The 17,559-nt window shown below is 74.7% G+C and carries 9 protein-coding genes and 1 pseudogene; 7 read left to right on the top strand and 3 right to left on the bottom strand.

Annotated elements, in window-relative coordinates; all coding sequences use genetic code 11:
- The first annotated feature begins 3 nt into the window (after positions 1-3).
- Positions 4-1,191 (top strand): NAD(P)/FAD-dependent oxidoreductase, encoded by a 1,188-nt coding sequence (locus tag ACFOYX_RS04945; protein ID WP_322442368.1) that lies wholly within the window; start codon positions 4-6, stop codon positions 1,189-1,191.
- Positions 1,192-1,230: 39 nt separating this feature from the next.
- Here the strand turns inward: ACFOYX_RS04945 and ACFOYX_RS04940 are convergent, their stop codons facing one another.
- Positions 1,231-2,076, bottom strand: a complete 846-nt coding sequence (locus ACFOYX_RS04940; RefSeq protein WP_322442367.1) for a GNAT family N-acetyltransferase — start codon at positions 2,074-2,076, stop codon at positions 1,231-1,233.
- Between the two features lie 145 nt (positions 2,077-2,221).
- On the opposite strand from ACFOYX_RS04940, the gene gltB reads away from it, so the two are divergent.
- The 4 genes from gltB (at position 2,222) to ACFOYX_RS04920 (ending at position 10,957) form a co-directional block, all read left to right on the top strand.
- Positions 2,222-6,922, top strand: a complete 4,701-nt coding sequence (gene gltB, locus ACFOYX_RS04935) for a glutamate synthase large subunit (protein ID WP_322442366.1) — start codon at positions 2,222-2,224, stop codon at positions 6,920-6,922.
- The gene (locus ACFOYX_RS04930) at positions 6,915-8,423 is read left to right on the top strand and encodes a glutamate synthase subunit beta (protein ID WP_322442365.1); all 1,509 of its coding nucleotides are present in this window, start codon (positions 6,915-6,917) and stop codon (positions 8,421-8,423) included. Before gltB ends, ACFOYX_RS04930 begins: the two co-directional genes overlap by 8 nt.
- Before the next feature lie 235 nt (positions 8,424-8,658).
- Complete coding sequence (locus tag ACFOYX_RS04925) at positions 8,659-10,263, top strand: MFS transporter (protein ID WP_322442363.1); 1,605 nt, start codon at positions 8,659-8,661, stop codon at positions 10,261-10,263.
- A 172-nt stretch (positions 10,264-10,435) separates the two neighbouring features.
- On the top strand, positions 10,436-10,957 hold the full coding sequence (locus ACFOYX_RS04920) for a hypothetical protein (RefSeq protein ID WP_109800011.1): 522 nt from the start codon (positions 10,436-10,438) through the stop codon (positions 10,955-10,957).
- A 117-nt stretch (positions 10,958-11,074) separates the two neighbouring features.
- Here the strand turns inward: ACFOYX_RS04920 and ACFOYX_RS04915 are convergent, their stop codons facing one another.
- Positions 11,075-12,613 (bottom strand): M1 family metallopeptidase, encoded by a 1,539-nt coding sequence (locus ACFOYX_RS04915; protein ID WP_322442362.1) that lies wholly within the window; start codon positions 12,611-12,613, stop codon positions 11,075-11,077.
- 174 nt (positions 12,614-12,787) lie between these two features.
- Here ACFOYX_RS04915 and ACFOYX_RS04910 point away from each other — a divergent pair.
- Positions 12,788-13,219, top strand: a pseudogene (locus ACFOYX_RS04910) (GDSL-type esterase/lipase family protein); the annotation flags it as partial.
- 112 nt (positions 13,220-13,331) lie between these two features.
- A complete protein-coding gene (locus ACFOYX_RS04905; protein WP_377533826.1) occupies positions 13,332-16,007 on the top strand; it encodes a hypothetical protein in 2,676 nt (891 codons plus the stop codon).
- A 54-nt stretch (positions 16,008-16,061) separates the two neighbouring features.
- Here the strand turns inward: ACFOYX_RS04905 and ACFOYX_RS04900 are convergent, their stop codons facing one another.
- Positions 16,062-17,504 (bottom strand): alkaline phosphatase PhoX, encoded by a 1,443-nt coding sequence (locus ACFOYX_RS04900; RefSeq protein ID WP_322442360.1) that lies wholly within the window; start codon positions 17,502-17,504, stop codon positions 16,062-16,064.
- Positions 17,505-17,559 lie beyond the last annotated feature (55 nt).

Here is a 17,559-nt window from a genome sequence, read left to right as displayed (position 1 = left end):
GATATGCGTACCGCGGTGGTGGTCGGCGCCGGGCTCGGCGGGCTGGCGGTGGCCGGCGCGCTGGCGCGGTCCGGGTGGCGGGTCACCCTCCTCGAACGGGCCGACCGGGTCCGCCCGGAACCGACCGCGCTGGTGCTCTGGCCCAACGGGGTACGCGCGCTGCGCGCCCTGGGTCTCGGCGCCGGCCTGGACGCGATCGCCACGCCGCTGGCCGACGGCGGCGTCCGCCGCCCGGACGGGCACTGGCTGGTGCAGCCCCGTCCGACGCCGGCCGAGCGGATGCCGGTGGTGGTGCACCGGGAGGACCTGCACGACGCGTTGATCGCCGGCCTCGGTGACCGGGTGGAGCTGCGGACCGGGGTGGCCGTGCGGACGGTCCGCGCGGTCCCCGGCGAGCGGCCGGCGGTCGGCGACGGCCGGCGCACCGTCGAGGCGGACCTGGTGGTCGCCGCCGACGGCACCGACAGCGAGATCCGCCGCCAGCTCGCCCCGGAGTCGGGGGTGGTCAGCTCCGGCTGCGCCGCCTGGCGGGCGGTGATCCCCTGGTACCGGGCGCCGAGCCTGCCGGCCGACCAGCCGGTGGGCGGGGAGACGCTGGGCGCCGGTTACCGCTTCGTGGCCGCCTCGCTCGGTGAGCGGGGCACGGCCGGGGGGTCCAGCCGGGGCGGCATCTACTGGGTGGCCACGGCCGCCGGAGCGCCCCGCCCGGAGTCGCCGGAGACCCAGCTCGCCCTGCTCAAGCGCTGGTACGCCGGCTGGCCCGCGCCGATCACCGAGCTGCTTGACGCGACCGACCCCGTCGACCTGGTGCAGCAGGAGATCCGCGAGCTGCGTCCGCTGCCCCGGGCGTACGGCTTCCCGGCCGGCCCGGGCGGCGTGGTGCTGCTCGGCGACGCCGCGCACGCCATGCCGCCGCACCTCGGGCAGGGCGCCTGCCTCGCCTTCGAGGACGCCGCCACGCTCGCCTCGCTGCTGCGCGAGTCCCGGCTGCCGGACGCCGTGGCGTCGTACGACCGGTTGCGCCGGCCCCGCGCGGCGACCATGGTCCGGCAGACCCGCCGGATGTCCGCGGTGCTGCAGACCCGGGGCCGGCTGGCCCTGCGCGCCCGCGACGCCGCCCTAGGCACGATCAGCCCCCGGCTGCGCAATACCGCCGCCTCCGCCGCCGCCCAGTGGCACCCGCCCGCCTGACCCCCGACGTTCCGCGGCGGGTGGCCGGGTGCCGCCCGGTCAGCCGATGAGGGCGGCCGGTTCGGCGATGCAGGCCGTGCCGACCCGGCGGAAGCCGACCCGCAGGTAGACGCGGGCGATCTCCTCGCTGCCGGCGGAGAGGAAGATCAGGTCGGTGCCGGCGGCGCGCAGCTCGCGGGCCAGGGCGGCGGTGACCGCGGCGCCGAGGCCGCGGCGGCGGGCGATCGGCAGGGTGGCCACCCCGGCGATCTCGGCGACGTCGCCGACCCGCATCGCCATCCCGCTGGCCAGCGGCCCCTGGCCGGCGCTCTCCGCGAGCACCGAGATCCGCCGGCCGTCCGCGACCCGGACCGCCTCCTCCTCGAGCGCGGCCACGTCCAGGCGGGCCACGGTCGCGTCCCGCTCGGCCGGCCCGGCGTCGCCCCGGGCGGTGCCGCCGTGGGAGAAGCCGACCGCCGCGACGGACCGCCGGATCGCCACGTCGGCGGCGAAGCCGGAGGAGGCCGGGTCGAGGACCCGCACCGGTACGTCGCTGAGCGTCGCCGGGTCCGGCGGGTCGACCGGGTCGAGCACCATCAGCGGCGCCTCCAGCACGGTCAGCCCCGCCGAGCGGGCGACGGCGAGCAGGTCCGGGGTGACCTCGTGCACCCACTCGAACGCCTCGGGCAGCCCCAGCTCCCGCTGGCGGGCCCGGACGGCGGTGACGTCGGCCAGCGACGGCGGCTTCGTGGCGTCGAGCCGGGGGCGGGCGTAGAACGGCCAGCCGGCGCCGTCCCGGACGAAGAGGACCAGCGCGCCGTACTCCTCGGTGCGGGCGCCGTCGCGGGGCACCGCGTCGTAGAAACTCTCCAAGCGGTCGAACAGCTCAGCGCGTAGGACATCCACCGCGCGAGACTACATGTCCCAGATTGTGGAAGTGTGATCAATCCGAACTGGCCTTGCGCCGTGCGCCCTAACGTAGACTCAATAAACCCACGAGGGCCGACGTCGTCCCGACCATGATCCAACCTGAGTGACGACAGGAGGCCCGGTGGCCTTTCCGTACCCTCTCAGCCCGCAGTCGGCCCCGCCCGCCACGGGGCTCTACGACCCCGCGCAGGAGCACGACGCGTGCGGTGTGGCCTTCGTGGCCGACCTGCACGGACGCCGGTCGCACGAGGTCGTCGCCAACGGTCTCGGCGCGCTCTGCCGGCTGGACCACCGGGGCGCCCGGGGCGCGGAGCACAACACCGGTGACGGCGCCGGGATCATGATCCAGGTGCCGGACGCGTTCCTGCGCGCGGTCGTCGACTTCCCGCTGCCGCCCGCCGGCCAGTACGCGACCGGCCTGGTCTTCCTCCCCGACGACGACGCCGGTGAGGCGCTGGCCCGTCGGGTGGTGGAGAAGTACGCCCTGGTCGAGGGGGCCGACGTGCTCGGCTGGCGGGACGTGCCCACCGACCCGAGCGGCCTCGGCGAGACCGCGCTGGCGGCGATGCCCCGGGTCCGGCAGCTGTTCCTCGCCGCGCACCGGCTGACCGACTCGCCGGCCGGCCCGGCCGGCTCCCCGCTGGCCGGGCTGGACCTGGACCGGGTGGCGTTCTGCGTGCGCAAGCAGGCCGAGCGGGAGACCGTCGAGCGGGGGGTGCCGGCGTACTTCCCGTCGCTGTCCGGGCGGACCATGGTCTGGAAGGGCATGCTCACCCCGGACCAGCTTCCGGCGTACTACCCGGAGCTGACCGACGAGCGGGTCGAGAGCGCCATCGCCCTGGTGCACTCGCGCTTCTCGACGAACACGTTCCCGTCCTGGCCGCTGGCCCACCCCTACCGGTTCATCGCGCACAACGGCGAGATCAACACGATCCGCGGCAACCGGAACTGGATGCAGGCCCGCGAGGCGCTGCTGCGCAGCCCGAACCTGCCCGGCAACATCCGCCGGGTCTTCCCGGTCTGCACCCCGGGCGCCTCCGACTCGGCGAACTTCGACGAGGTCCTGGAGCTGCTGCACCTGGCGGGGCGGAGCCTGCCGCACGCGGTGCTGATGATGATCCCGGAGGCCTGGGAGAACGACCCGGAGATGCGCGCCGACAAGCGCGCCTTCTACCGCTTCCACGCCAGCCTGATGGAGCCGTGGGACGGGCCCGCCTCGGTCGCCTTCACCGACGGCGAGATCGTCGGCGCGGTGCTGGACCGCAACGGGCTGCGCCCGGGCCGCTGGTGGCGCACCGCCGACGGCCTGGTCGTGCTGGGCAGCGAGGCGGGGGTGCTCGACCTCGAGCCGGCCCGGGTGGTCGCCAAGGGGCGGCTCCAGCCGGGGAAGATGTTCCTGGTCGACACCGTCAACGGGCGGATCGTCTCCGACGACGAGATCAAGGCCGAGCTGGCCGCCGCCCGGCCGTACGACGAGTGGCTGCACGCCGGCCTGATCGACCTGGGCGACCTGCCGCCGCGTGAACACATCGTCTACACCCACGACTCGGTGCGCCGCCGCCAGCAGACCTTCGGCTACACCGAGGAGGAGTTGAAGATCCTGCTCGCCCCGATGGCGCGGGCCGGCGCGGAGCCCATCGGCTCGATGGGCACCGACACCCCGATCGCCCCGCTGTCGACCCGGCCGCGGCTGCTCTACGACTACTTCCACCAGCTCTTCGCCCAGGTCACCAACCCGCCGCTGGACGCCATCCGGGAGGAGCTGGTGACCAGCCTGGCCTCCACCATCGGGCCGGAGGGCAACCTGCTCGACCCGGGCCCGGCGAGCTGCCGGCAGATCGTGCTGCCGTACCCGGTGATCGACAACGACGAGCTGGCCAAGATCCTCTCCATCGACGAGGACGGCGACCTGCCCGGCTTCAAGGCGGTCCGGGTCTCCGGGCTCTACCGGGTCCGCGACGGCGGCGCCGGCATCAAGGCCCGGCTGACCGAGATCTGCCGGCACGTCTCCGAGGCGATCGAGGACGGGGTGCGGATCCTGGTCCTGTCCGACCGGGACTCCAACGCCGACCTGGCGCCGATCCCGTCGCTGCTGCTCACCGCGGCGGTGCACCAGCACCTGGTCCGCGAGCAGACGCGGACCCAGGTGGCGCTGATCGTGGAGTCCGGCGACTGCCGGGAGGTGCACCACGCGGCGGTGCTGATCGGGTACGGCGCGGCGGCGGTCAACCCGTACCTGGCCTTCGAGTCGGTGGAGGACATGATCTCCACCGGGGCGCTGGTCGGGGTCGACCCCGGGAAGGCGATCCGCAACTACGTCAAGGCGCTCGGCAAGGGCGTCCTGAAGATCATGTCCAAGATGGGCATCTCGACCGTGTCGTCGTACTGCGGCGCGCAGGTCTTCGAGGCGGTCGGCCTGGACACCCGCCTGGTCGAGCGCTACTTCCGGGGCACCCCCAGCAAGATCAGCGGGATCGGGCTGAACGAGATCCACGCCGAGGTGGCCGCCCGGCACGCGCTGGCCTGGCCGGCCCCGGGCGCGCAGAGCTCCGACCGGTTGGAGGTCGGCGGCGAGTACCAGTGGCGCCGCGAGGGTGAGCTGCACCTGTTCAACCCGGAAACGGTCTTCCTGCTCCAGCACGCCACCCGCAGCCGCCAGTACGACGTCTTCCGGCAGTACACCGCGAAGGTCGACGAGCTGGCCGCGCGGGCCGGCTCGCTGCGCGGGCTGTTCACCCTGCGTACCGGCGTGCGCCCGCCGGTGCCGCTGGACGAGGTGGAGCCGGCCGGCGAGATCGTCAAGCGGTTCGCCACCGGTGCCATGTCGTACGGGTCGATCTCGGCGGAGGCGCACGAGACCCTGGCCATCGCGATGAACCGCCTCGGCGGCAAGTCCAACACCGGCGAGGGCGGCGAGGACGTCGACCGGCTGCACGACCCGGCCCGCCGCTCCGCGGTGAAGCAGATCGCCAGCGGCCGGTTCGGGGTGACCAGCGAATACCTGGTCAACGCCGACGACCTCCAGATCAAGATGGCCCAGGGCGCCAAGCCCGGCGAGGGCGGCCAGCTCCCCGGCAACAAGGTCTGGCCGTGGATCGCCCGGACCCGGCACGCCACCCCGGGCGTCGGCCTGATCTCCCCGCCGCCGCACCACGACATCTACTCCATCGAGGACCTCGCCCAGCTCGTGCACGACCTGAAGTGCGTCAACCCGGCCGCCCGGGTGCACGTCAAGCTGGTCAGCGAGGTCGGCGTGGGCACCGTCGCGGCCGGCGTCGCCAAGCTCAAGGCCGACGTCATCCTGATTTCCGGCCACGACGGCGGCACCGGCGCCTCCCCGCTCAACTCGCTCAAGCACGCCGGCACCCCGTGGGAGCTGGGCCTGGCCGAGGCGCAGCAGACGCTGCTGCTCAACAAGCTGCGCGACCGGGTCACCGTGCAGGTCGACGGCCAGCTCAAGACCGGCCGGGACGTGCTCATCGCGGCGCTGCTCGGCGCGGAGGAGTTCGGCTTCGCCACCGCCCCGCTGATCGTCGAGGGCTGCGTGATGATGCGGGTCTGCCACCTGGACACCTGCCCGGTCGGCATCGCCACGCAGAACCCGGTGCTGCGCGAGCGGTTCACCGGCAGGCCGGAGTTCGTGGAGAACTTCTTCCTCTTCCTCGCCGAGGAGGTCCGGGGTTACCTGGCCGAGCTGGGCTTCCGGTCGATCGAGGAGGCGATCGGGCAGACCGAGCTGCTCGACGTCACCCCGGCGATCGACCACTGGAAGGGGCACGGGCTCGACCTGGCGCCCGTACTCCGGTTGCCGGAGCTGCCGGCGGACGCCGCGCGGCGGGGCGTCCGGGCCCAGGACCACGGCCTGGAGCTGGCCCTGGACAACGAGCTGATCGCCCTCGCGGAGCCGGCGCTGCGCGACGGCACCCCGGTCCGGGTCGAGGTGGCCGTCCGCAACGAGCACCGCAGCGTCGGCGCGATGCTCGGCGGCGAGGTCACCCGCCGCTTCGGCGGCGCCGGCCTGCCGGAGGACACCGTCGAGTTCCTGCTGCACGGCACCGCCGGCCAGTCGTTCGGCGCGTTCCTGCCGCGCGGGGTGACCCTGCGGCTGCACGGCGACGCCAACGACTACGTCGGCAAGGGCCTTTCCGGCGGCCGGCTCGTCGTCCGCCCGGACCCGGCGGCGCCGTTCGTCAACGGCGAGGCCGGGCCGGGGGAGCGGGCCGAGGATCAGATCATCGCCGGCAACACCATCCTGTACGGCGCGACCGGCGGCGAGGTCTTCCTGCGCGGCCGGGTCGGCGAGCGCTTCGCGGTGCGCAACTCGGGCGCGGTGGCCGTCGTCGAGGGCGTCGGCGACCACGGCTGCGAGTACATGACCGGCGGCACGGTGGTGGTGCTCGGCGAGACCGGGCGCAACTTCGCCGCCGGCATGTCCGGTGGCACGGCGTTCGTCTGGCGGCTCGACCGCGCGCGGGTCAACGCCGAACTGGTCGACCTCGCCCCGCTGCGGCCCGAGGAGCGGGACCGGCTGCACGAGCTGGTGCAGCGACACTTCGCCGAGACCGCCTCCGCGGTCGCCGAGGAGCTGTTGAAGCGCTGGCCGGAGGCGGTGGAGGAGTTCACCGCCGTGGTGCCCCGGGACTACCGCCGGGTGCTGGAGATCATGCGGGCCGCCGAAGCCGCCGGCCGTGACGTCGACGACGCGGTGATGAGCGCATTGGCGGCGCAAGCCGCCCCGACACCACAGTCGGCGCCTTCCGCTTCGTCCATGCCGGTGCCGCCCGCCCCCCGGGCGGTCGCCCAGGAGGTGGCTCGTGCCTGACCCGAACGGTTTCCTGCGCTACAACCGGCGACTGCCGGCGCGCCGCCCGGTGCCGGTGCGGATCTCCGATTGGCGGGAGGTGTACCCGCCGGCCGGCGAGGAGCTGATCCGCGAGCAGGCCACCCGGTGCATGGACTGCGGCATCCCGTTCTGCCACGACGGCTGCCCGCTGGGCAACCGCATCCCGGACTGGAACGACCTGGTCCGGACCGGCAACTGGGACGCCGCGGTGGAGTCGCTGCACGCCACCAACAACTTCCCAGAGTTCACCGGCCGGCTCTGCCCGGCGCCCTGCGAGGCCGCGTGCGTGCTCGGCATCGGCGGCGGCGAGCCGGTCACCATCAAGCAGGTCGAGGTGGAGATCGCCGACGCGGCCGTGGCGCGCGGCGGGCTGCGGCCCCGCCCGGTGCCGGCGCCGACCGGCCGGTCGGTCGCCGTGGTGGGCTCCGGCCCCGCGGGGCTCGCCGCCGCGCAGCAGCTCGCCCGCGCCGGTCACGCCGTCACCGTGTACGAGCGCGACGACGCCCTGGGCGGCCTGCTCCGGTACGGCATTCCCGACTTCAAGCTGGAGAAGCAGCACATCGACCGGCGGCTGGCCCAGCTCGCCGCGGAGGGCGTGCAGTTCCGCACCGGGGTGGACGTCGGCGTGGACGTCACCGCCGAGCAGCTGCGCGCCGAGCACGACGCGGTGCTGCTGGCCTGCGGCGCCCTGCAGGGCCGGGACACCCCGGAGACGCCGGGCCGGCCGCTGCGCGGGGTGCACCAGGCGATGACGCACCTGGTCGCCGCCAACCGGGTGGTGGCCGCGGCCGGCGAGGGTCGGCCCGCGCTGGCCGTGCTGCCCGACGGCACGCCGATCGACGCGGCCGGCAAGCACGTGGTGATCATCGGCGGTGGCGACACCGCCGCCGACTGCCTCGGGGTGGCGCACCGGCAGGGCGCCGCCGGCGTCCACCAGCTCGACCTCTATCCGGAGCCGCCGACCAGCCGGGACGCCGACCGGGACCCGTGGCCCACCTGGCCGTGGATCCTGCGCAACTACCCCGCGCACGAGGAGGGCGGCGAGCGGGTCTTCGCCGTCGCGGTGCAGGAGTTCGTCGACGACGGCACCGGCCAGGTCAAGGGCGTCCGGATCGCCGAGGTGACCGTGGAGAAGCGGGACGGCCGGCGGATCGTCACCGCGCTGCCCGGCTCCGAGCGGGAACTGCCGGCCGACCTGGTGCTGCTGGCCATCGGCTTCGATGGCACCGAGGAGCAGCCGCTGCTGGCCCAGTTCGGGGTCGCCCGCAACGCCCGCGGCGCGGTCGACGCCCGGCCGGACTGGCAGACCGAGGCCGACGGGGTCTTCGTCGCCGGGGACATGCACCGGGGCGCCTCGCTGATCGTCTGGGCCATCGCCGAGGGGCGGGCCGCCGCCGCGGCGATCCACTCCTACCTGGGCGGGGCCGGCACCCTGCCCGCCCCGGTGGACCCGGCCCGGCAGCCGCTCGCCGCCCGCTGACCCCACGACACGGGGGCACGACACCCCGGCCCGGACGGACCCGTCCCGGACCGGGGTGCTCGGCGTCGGCGTCCGGTTCGTGCCGGCGGCTGCCCCGCTGGTGCGGGCTGCCGCCGGCGACCCGGTGAACCTGCTCACGAATGCGGCGAATCGGTTTGACCACGGGCCAGACTTGGCGGCTGCCGCACCCGAAACGGTGCGGCTTTGTCATGTCGTCGCCAACGGGGAGGTCGTCGTGGCCCTCGGAGCCACGTTCGCCGCGCTGCACCACCGGAACTACCGGATCTGGGCCGGTGCCGGGTTCGTGTCGGTCATCGGGACCTGGATGCAGGTGCTCGGCGTCAACTGGTACGTCCTCGCGCAGACCCGCTCGGCGACCTCGATGGGCCTGGCCATCCTGCTCCAGGCCCTGCCCACCCTGCTGCTCAGCGTCTGGGGCGGGGCGCTGGCCGACCGGCTGCCGGCGAAGCCGCTGCTGATCACCGCCCAGGCGCTGCACGCCACCCTCGCCGCGGGACTCGCGGTGGTCGCTGCCACCGGCGCCGGCGGCCTCCCGGCGATCTACGTGATCTCCCTGGTCACCGGCGCGGTGTCGGCGATCGAGGGGCCGGTGGCGGGCCGCTGGTCCTCGACCCTGGTCGACCCCCGGGATCTGGGCAACGCCCTGGCGCTCGGCTCGCTGACCAATTCCGCCGGGCGCATCCTCGGCATGAGCGTCGGCGCTGTCGTGGTCGCCGCCATCGGGCCCGCGCTGCTCTTCGCCATCAACGCCGCCAGCTTCGTCGCGGTCGTCGCCGCCCTGTTCGCCGTACGCGAGCGGGAGCTGTACCGGGGGGAGGCCGCGACGGACGCGGTGGTCGCCGACGGCGACTCGGCCGTACGCGAGGGGGAGCGGCACGCCGCCGACCCGGCGCCGGCGGACGGCGGCATCCGGGCCGGCTTCCGCTACCTGCTGCGCCAGCCGGTGGTGCTGGTCGCGCTGGCCCTGTCGTTCGTGCTGGGCAGCCTGGGCCGCAACTACCAGGTGACCATGGCGGCGATGAGCGACGGCCCGCTGCGCGGCGGCGCCTCCGGCTACGGCCTGCTCTCCACGGTCTTCGCGGTCGGCACGGTGCTCGGCGCGCTCGTGGCGGCCCGCCGGCGGGACCTGGGCTACGGGGTGCTGGTCGGCGCAGGCCTGCTGGCCAGCGTCCTGCAGATTGTCGCCGGGCTGGCCCCCGGCACGCTCAGCTTCGCCGCGGTCATCCTCCCGATCGCCGCGGCGGCGGTCATCATCGACACCACAGTCGGCGCCCGCGCCCAGCTCGACACCGACTACGCCATGCGCGGCCGGGTGCTGGCCGCCCTGGCGGTGACCGGCTCGGTCTCCGCCGCGGTCGGCGCACCCCTGCTCGGCTGGCTCTCCGAGCACGCCGGGCCCCGACAGACCCTGGTGCTGGCCGGCGCGGTGACCGCGGTCGCCACCGCCGCCGCGGGCGTGGCCCTGGACGGGCTGCGCGACTGCCGGCTGCGTCGCCGGGTCACCCTGGTGCTCGCCGCGCCCGCGGTGCGCCGCCCGGCACTCCGGGTCGCCGCGATGGCCGCCCGGGTGGTCCGGCCCGCGACCCCGGCCGTCGCGTTCGCCGGCCCGGCCGGGACGGCCCGCCCGGCCGGGAACCCGCCGCCCGGCCTGCGCCCGACCGGGCGGCGCCCGGGGTCCGGGCGGCTGCGGTCCAGCGCCGCGGTCCGGGCCGCCCACGAGTGCGCGGGCTGCGCGCCGCCCCGGTCCCGCCCCCGCCCCCGGCTGACCGCCGCCGCCCGACTGGGCGCCCACCTCACCGACTGCCCGCGTTCGGACTGACGCGGGCTCGGCACGGTGCGGGGCGCGGCGGCTGCGGGAAGCGCCGACCGCCTCCGTTCCGGCTGGCGCCGGCCGCGCGACCGCCCCCGGTGTGAGCGAGGCCATGATCCTCGTTCCCGGGTCCGACGCTTTCGGGTCGGGACGTCATGAAGATCATCGTTACGCTGCGGTCATGGACATCGAGAAGCGCCTGCGCCGGGTGCGGGGGTGGCTGTGGGTCGTGCTGGTCGGTCTGTTCCTCAGCGGGGTGACCGCGTTCCCGCTGGAGATCGAGGTGCGCTGGCTGCTGCGGGCGCTCGACCCGCTCGCCGGCCAGCTTCCCGCGCTGGTCGGCTGGATCGAGCGGGTCCACACCGGACTCGTCGAGACCGGTGACCGCTATCCCTTCATGCGCTACGGCACCGACTGGCTCGCCTTCGCCCACCTGGTGCTCGCGGTGGCGTTCTGGGGGCCGCTGCGGGACCCGGTGCGCAACGTCTGGGTCGTCCAGGTCGGCATGCTCGCCTGCGCCGGGATCGTGCCGCTGGCGCTGATCTGCGGGCCGATCCGGGACATCCCCTGGTTCTGGACGCTGGTCGACCTGTCGTTCGCGGTCGGCGCCTTCCCGCCGCTGTGGATCGCGTACCGGCACATCCGGGCGATCGAGGCGGCCACCGCCGCGCCTGTTGATTCACCGGCGACATCAGCTTCATAGCGTCCGGCCGCCCACTGGCGCCCCCCACCGCACGACTCGGCCCGACCCGGGCCCGCCGGGCGGGACCGTCGGCCGGGCGCCCGCCCCGGATCAGCGGAGCGGGCGCCCGGCCGGCGGTCAGCGCGCCAGGATCTGGTGCGCCGCCCGCACCATCGCCCACGACTTCGGCTGCGCCGGAGCGGCGGCCGACCGCGCCGCGGCGGTGGTCAGCTCGGGGCGGCCGGCGGTGAAGAGCCAGGTGGTGAAGACCTCCGCCAGGTCCTTGCCGGAGATCCGCTCGGCGAGCGCCCGGAACTGCGCGATGGTGCCGTTGCCGTACCGGTGCCGGGCCGTCCAGGCCGGCAGGATGCGGAAGAACGCCTTGTCGCCGACGGCCAGCCGGATCTGGTGCAGGGCCATCGCGCCCCGGTCGTAGACCGCGCCGTCGAAGACCCGGTCGGCGCCCGGGTCACCGGGGAGCACCCGCCAGAACTCCGAGTCGGCCGGGTAGTCGGCGTACGTGAAGTCGAACAGCTCCTGCGCGGTGCCCTCGCCCTGCTCCTCCGACCAGAGCCACTCGGCGTACGAGGCGAAGCCCTCGTTCAGCCAGATGGCGCTCCAGTCCGCCACCGAGACGGAGTCGCCGAACCACTGGTGGGCGTTCTCGTGCACCACCACGTACGGGTTCGCGCCGCGCCGCCAGAAGCCGGGCCCGTACACCGGGCGGGTCTGCGTCTCCAGGGCGAACCCGATCCCGTCGATCGGGCCGGCCACGCCGCCCTGCGCCTCGAACGGGTAGGGCCCGAAGAGGCCGGTCTCCCAGTCGACGATCTCCGCGGTGCGCTCGATGCTGGCCCGCGCGGCCGGCTCCCGGTCGCCCAGCGTGGTGCTGTACGCGTTGGTCACCGGCTGCCCGTTCGGCGCGGTGTCGGTGACGATGTCGTACTGCCCGATGGCGAGGAAGGCCTGGTAGGTCGCGCCGGGCCTGGTGCTGCGCCAGCTCCACCGGGTCCGGTCGCCGGCCTCCGGGAGGGGATCGCGCGGCTGGACGCCGTTGCTGACCACCTCGACGCCGGTGGGCACGGACACCGAGATGTCCCAGGTGGCCTTGTCCTTCGGGTGGTCGTTGCTGGGGAACCACCACCAGGCCGACTCCGGCTCGTTGACCGCGAGCGCGCCGTCGGCGGTGCGGGTCCAGCCGGTGTAGCCGTTGACCAGCGTCTCCGACGGCACGCCGGCGTACTTCACCACGATGGTCAGCTGCTGGTCCTTGGCGATCGGCCGGGGCGCGGTCACCACCAGCTCGTGGACGCCCGCTCGATTGAAGGTGGCCGGCCAGCCGTTGACCCGCACCGACTGCACGTCGAGCAGGAAGTCCAGGTTGAACCGGGAGAGGGCCTGGGTGGACTTCGCCAGGATGGTGGTGGTGCCGGTGAGCCGGTCGGTGGCCGGCTCGTAGCGCAGCCGCACGTCGTAGTGGCCGACGTCGTAGCCGCCGTTGCCGTAGTCGGGGAAGTAGCTGTCGCCCAGCCCGGCGCTGCCGGGCCTCGGGGTGGCCGAGGCGGACGCCGGCCGGCCCTGGCCCAGTAGGGCGGCCTGGCCGGGGGCGCCGGTGGTGACGGTGCCGGCGGTGGTGACGGTCAGGGCGGCGATGGCCGCCGTGAGAACGCGTCGCACGAGGTGGACTCCCTCCATCGGGGTGTACGCACCGGCCAACCTAATCGACAGTTGTGAACGTCGCCGACCCGGTGGAGCGTTCCCGGCTATTCATTTTATGGAAATGTTTCGATAGCATTACGCACTAGTAACAACCGCTCCACCCCTGGCCACGCGCGCGGTCACGAGGGCTCCACCACCCGCTTCGGCAGCACGTCCACCTGCACCAACGCGGTGAACGAGGCCAAGAGCTTCGCCACGGCCACCCTGCCCGGCCGGCTCGACGCCACGTACGCCGCGATCCGGAACCGGGCCCCGAACGCCCGGCTCGTGGTGCTCGGCTACCCGCGGCTGTTCGAGACGAACTACTGCGGCCTGCTGGCGATGAGCACGTACAAGCGGACCATCCTCAACGAGGCCGCCGACCTGCTCGCCTCGGTCATCGCCGGTCGGGCCGGCGCGGCCGGCGCCACCTTTGTCGACACCCGGCCGTACTTCGCCGGCCACGGCGTCTGCGCCGCCGACCCGTGGATCCACGACGTCAGCGGGGTCGTCGAGGCGTACCACCCGGACGTCGACGGCTACCGCTACGGCTACCTGCCGGCGCTGACCGCCGCGGTCGGCTGACCTCGCCCGGCCCGTCGGCCGGTGGTCCACCCACGGGCCGCCGGCCGCCGGCGTGTTGCGGCCATCGGCGACAATGGACAGTCCTGGATCCACCCAGCGTGGCGGAGGTGACATGCGGGAACCCACCACCCGGCCCCGGCCCCGGCCCAACCGTGACAAGCTCCCGGGAGGCGGCGCGGAGCTGCTCTCCCTGCTGGCCTGGCTGCTCCGGCGGCCCCGTCGCGGCGACCGGCGACTGCCACTGCTCTGGCTGGTCCGCCCGGCCGGCGCGGGCGACGCGGCGGCGGTGCTGCGCCGGTTCGTCGGTCAGGGCACCGGGCGCCGGGTGCCGCACGTCGTGCTCGACCTGGCGGCCCGGCCGGAGACCGACGACGTCGCGGCGGTGCTGCGCGAGCTGCACCGGCAGCTCTGCCTGGAGGCCTTCGGGGCGGCCCGGCTGCGCTTCCGGCACTACCCGCTGGCCGACTGGCTGATGCACCAGACCCTCGCCGTGGGCGCCGATCCCGGCGACAGCGGACGGGCCGCGCTGGTCCGCCGGCTGCGCGACTGGCGGGGCCGACGCTCCACCGAGGAGCCCCAGGTCGGCGGCGAGTCGGGGCTCGGCACCGCGCTGCAGGTGCTGCTCTGGCTGCTGCGCCGGGCGGTGCCGAGCGCGGTGTTCCGGATCGCCGTGTCCGGACGGGTGCCGGTGGTCGGACGCCAGTACCGCTGGTTCATGCGGCAGCAGTACCTCGCCCCGCGGCAGTCGGTGACCTTCCTCGGTTTCGCCGAGCGGCTCACCGCCGGCTGGCGCGACGGCGAGCAGCCGGCCCAGGTGGAGAAGCTGCTGCTGCACGCCTTCCTGGAGGACCTGCGGCAGGCGTACCGCCGGCGGTTCTGGCGGCCCGGGGACTGGCGTCGCACCGCGTACCCGGTGCTGCTGCTCGACCGGGTGACCGTCGGCGGCGTCGGGCACACCCTGGTCCGGCTGCTCAACGACGTGCGCAACGAGACCGGCCGCAACGATCCGCTGCTCGTCGTGGCGGTGGCCGCCGACCCGCCGCCGGAGCTGCCCGCGGCCCGTCCGCTGCGGGAGGCCGAGCAGGCCTACGAGGAGTGGACCGAGGCCCTCCCGGAGACGCGGCGGCTGCGCCGGGTCGCGGCCTGGCTGGTCGTGCTGCGGCTCGGCGGCGGCGACCTGCTGCCGCAGCCCGGCGTCCCGCCGGCGCTGGTGGCGCCGGACCCGCCCTGGTGGTCGCGGCGGTTCCTGCCGGCGGCGGTGGCGGTGACCCTGCTGCTCGGCCTCGGCGCGTGGGCGAACGGCCGCTGGGCCCCGGACTGCCACCCGACGTTGAGCGGCCGGGTGAAGGTGCAGGTGGTCGACGGGGAGTGCGTCGGGTACAGCGACAGCGCGGCCCAGGTCTTCAACAGCGATCCGGGGCAGGACCGCCTGCGGGCGGTGCAGCGGCGGATCTTCGCGCAGAACCGGGCCGCCGAGGAGGTCTGGCGGCGCAGCGACCGGCGGCGGCCGTACCTGACGCTGGTCTACCTGGGCACCCTCACCGGCAACCGGACCCGCGCCGACGAGGAGTCGTACGTCTCCGAGCGGGAGGAGCTGGAGGGCATGGCGACCGCCCAGTACGCCCTGCTCAAGGAGTCGGCCGGGGCCGACGGCGCCGCCCTGCTGCACATCGTGGTGGCCAACGCGGGCCGGCAGATGCGCCACGCCGGGCGGGCGGTGACCATGCTGGAGGAGTTGGCCGGCGACGACCCGACCCTGCTCGGCGTGGTCGGCCTGGTGGAGAGCCGGACCACCACGGCGGCCGCGTTGCGCGAACTCAACCGGGTGGGCCTGCCGGTGCTCGCGCCCAACCTCTCCGCCGACCGGATGGACGAGAACTCCAGCCTCTACCTGCAGATCTCCGCGCCTAACCGGGACCAGGCCCGGCTGATCGAGACGTACGCCCGGCAGGTGCTGCGGGTGGGCGAGGCGCACGTCTACTACACCACCGGGGAGGACAGCTCGCTGGCCGAGGACCTCTACGTGTCCACCCTGGTCGACGGGCTGCGGGAGCGGTTCGGCGGCCGGCTGACCCGGCTCGACGAGTGGCGTACCGGGCGGCGGCTGACCGTCGAGTGCGGCTACCCCGGCGTGCTGCTCTTCGCCGGCCGCTGGTCGGAGTTCGACGGGTTCCTGCGCGCGCTCAAGGAGTGCGGCAGCGATCCGCCGCGCCACCCGCTCGCCGACGACTCGGTCAACCGGTACATGGCGAACCCGGGGCTGCGGGCGAGCGCACCGGGCAACCTGCCGGTGACGTACGTGTCGAAGGCCGCGCTGGCCACCTGCGCCGCGCTGCGGGCCGCGCAGGCCCGGCGTGACGACGCCCGGGGCAGCTTCCTCACCTGGGTCCGCGCCGACGACCTGCTCGACCCGCCGCGCTGCCGGGAGGGCGGCGGGACCGCGGTGGGGGAGCGGGTCAGCCTCGCGTACGACGCGTCGATGATGATGGTGCGGGCACTGGAGAGCCTCGCCGCCCGGCTCCGGCACGCCGACACGGGCCGTCGGTGGGAGCCCCGCTCGGTCAACCCGGTCGGGGTGCACGCGGAGGTGCTGCGCCAGAACGCCGCGGGCGGCTACCCGGGCGTCGGCGGGGTGATCCGGTACGGCCCGGACTCCGGCGAGCCGGTGGCCAAGCGGATCGCGCTGCTCACCGTGGCGCGGGTGCCGGACGTCGACGCCGAGCCGGTGGAGGTGTTCCACTGCGGCGCCGCCGACGGCGCGCCGGACCCGGGCTGCCGGCCCGGCTGAACGCCGGACGGCCGGCGGCCCCTCGTGAGGACCGCCGGCCGTGGCGCGACGCGGTCAGGCGTCGGTGACGTCCGCGTTGCTCGGCCGGCCCCACGGCCCGGTGATGGCGAAGACGTAGCCGGGGGACTGGATGTTGGCGAAGAGGATCTTCCCGTCCGCGCTGAACGTCGGCCCGGTGAACTCGCTGTCGTTCAACTCGTTGCGGGCCAGCGGGTACGCCTTGCCCTGCGCGGTCACCCCGACCAGGTGGGACACCCCCTCGCCGTCCTCGGCCAGGATCACCCCGCCGTACGGGGAGACGGTGATGTTGTCCGGCCCGTCGAAGTTGCCGGCGTCGGCGTCCGGGTCCTGGTTCACCCCGAAGATGGTCTTCAGGGTGACCGTCTCGGTCCGCGGGTCGTAGAACCAGACCTGCCCGTCGTGCTCGTTGATGCTGCCGTCGGAGTGCCGGGCGAAGCTCGCCACGAAGTACGCCCCGCCGTCGGCCCACCAGGCGCCCTCCAGCTTGCGGCTGCGGGTCACCTGCTCGTCGGTGAACTGCTTGCGCACCGAGACGGTCTTCGCGTCCCGGTCCGGCACGTCCACCCACTCCACCTTGTACCGGGTGCCCGGGGTGGTGGCCTCCGACAGGTCGGCGACGTGGTTGCTGCCGAGGTAGCAGCTCATCGCCTGGAGGCTGCCCGCGGTGTCGCCGTCGGGACGCTGCGCCAGCACGCGCAGCGCGCCCTTGCCGCCGCGGAAGCCGGCCGGCGGCGTCCACCGGAAGTACAGGCCGTTCGGCCCGCCGGCGTCCTCGGTCAGGAAGATCGCATGGGTGTACGGGTCGACCGCCACCGCCTCGTGCGAGTAGCGGCCGAGGAACTTCAGCGGCACCGGGTTCTGGTTGGCGGCCCGGTCGTGCGGGTCGACCTCGAAGACGTACCCGTGGTCGTAGAGGAACTTCCCGCCCTTGCGCTGCTCGGTCTCCTCGCAGGTCAGCCAGGTGCCCCACGGGGTGATGCCGCCGGCGCAGTTGTTGTGCGTGCCGGCCACGCTGACGTACTCACGCAGTCGCCGGCCCTGCCCGTCCACCTCGATGGTGGTGGTGCCGCCCTGAGCGCCCGGGTCGTAGGTCAGCCCGGCCAGCGCCGGCACCGGGTACGGCTCGCCGCCGCCGATCTCGTGGTTGTTGACCAGCACCGAGCCCTCCCGGCCGAGGAAGCAGCCGGTGCCGTCGGCGTCGCTGGGGGTCGGCTGGCCGGATTCCAGCAGGGTCGCGCCGGCCTGGGCCACGATGGTGTACGAGAAGCCGGGCGGCAGGGCCAGCAGGCCCGCCGGGTCGGGGACGAGGTCGCCGTAGCCGACCGCCGGACGGGTGGCGGCCCGGGCCGCCACCGGTCCCGCGATCGCTTCGAGGTTGCCGGCCACCACGATGCCGAGGCCGCCGGCCGCGCCGCCGCGCAGTACGGCCCGGCGGGAAATGGGGGAGGAGGTCACGTCGTCGCCTTTCCTGTTCACGATGGTTCCCTGAGCAGGCAAGCCGGACAGGACCAACGACGCCGGCGTGGCCGGC

Origin of the sequence: Micromonospora sp. GCM10011541, from assembly GCF_042650725.1 — a bacterium.
In the GTDB taxonomy this organism is placed as follows: domain Bacteria; phylum Actinomycetota; class Actinomycetes; order Mycobacteriales; family Micromonosporaceae; genus Micromonospora; species Micromonospora sicca.
Note: the sequence above shows the minus strand (reverse complement) of the source record. Positions and strands in the feature narration are given on the sequence as shown.

Bases quoted from the DNA above. Each gene is read 5' to 3' on its own strand.
- ACFOYX_RS04945 (WP_322442368.1), top strand. From the start codon at position 4: ATGCGTACCGCGGTGGTGGTCGGCGCCGGGCTCGGCGGGCTGGCGGTG.
- ACFOYX_RS04920 (WP_109800011.1), top strand. From the start codon at position 10,436: ATGGACATCGAGAAGCGCCTGCGCCGGGTGCGGGGGTGGCTGTGGGTC.
- ACFOYX_RS04905 (WP_377533826.1), top strand. From the start codon at position 13,332: ATGCGGGAACCCACCACCCGGCCCCGGCCCCGGCCCAACCGTGACAAG.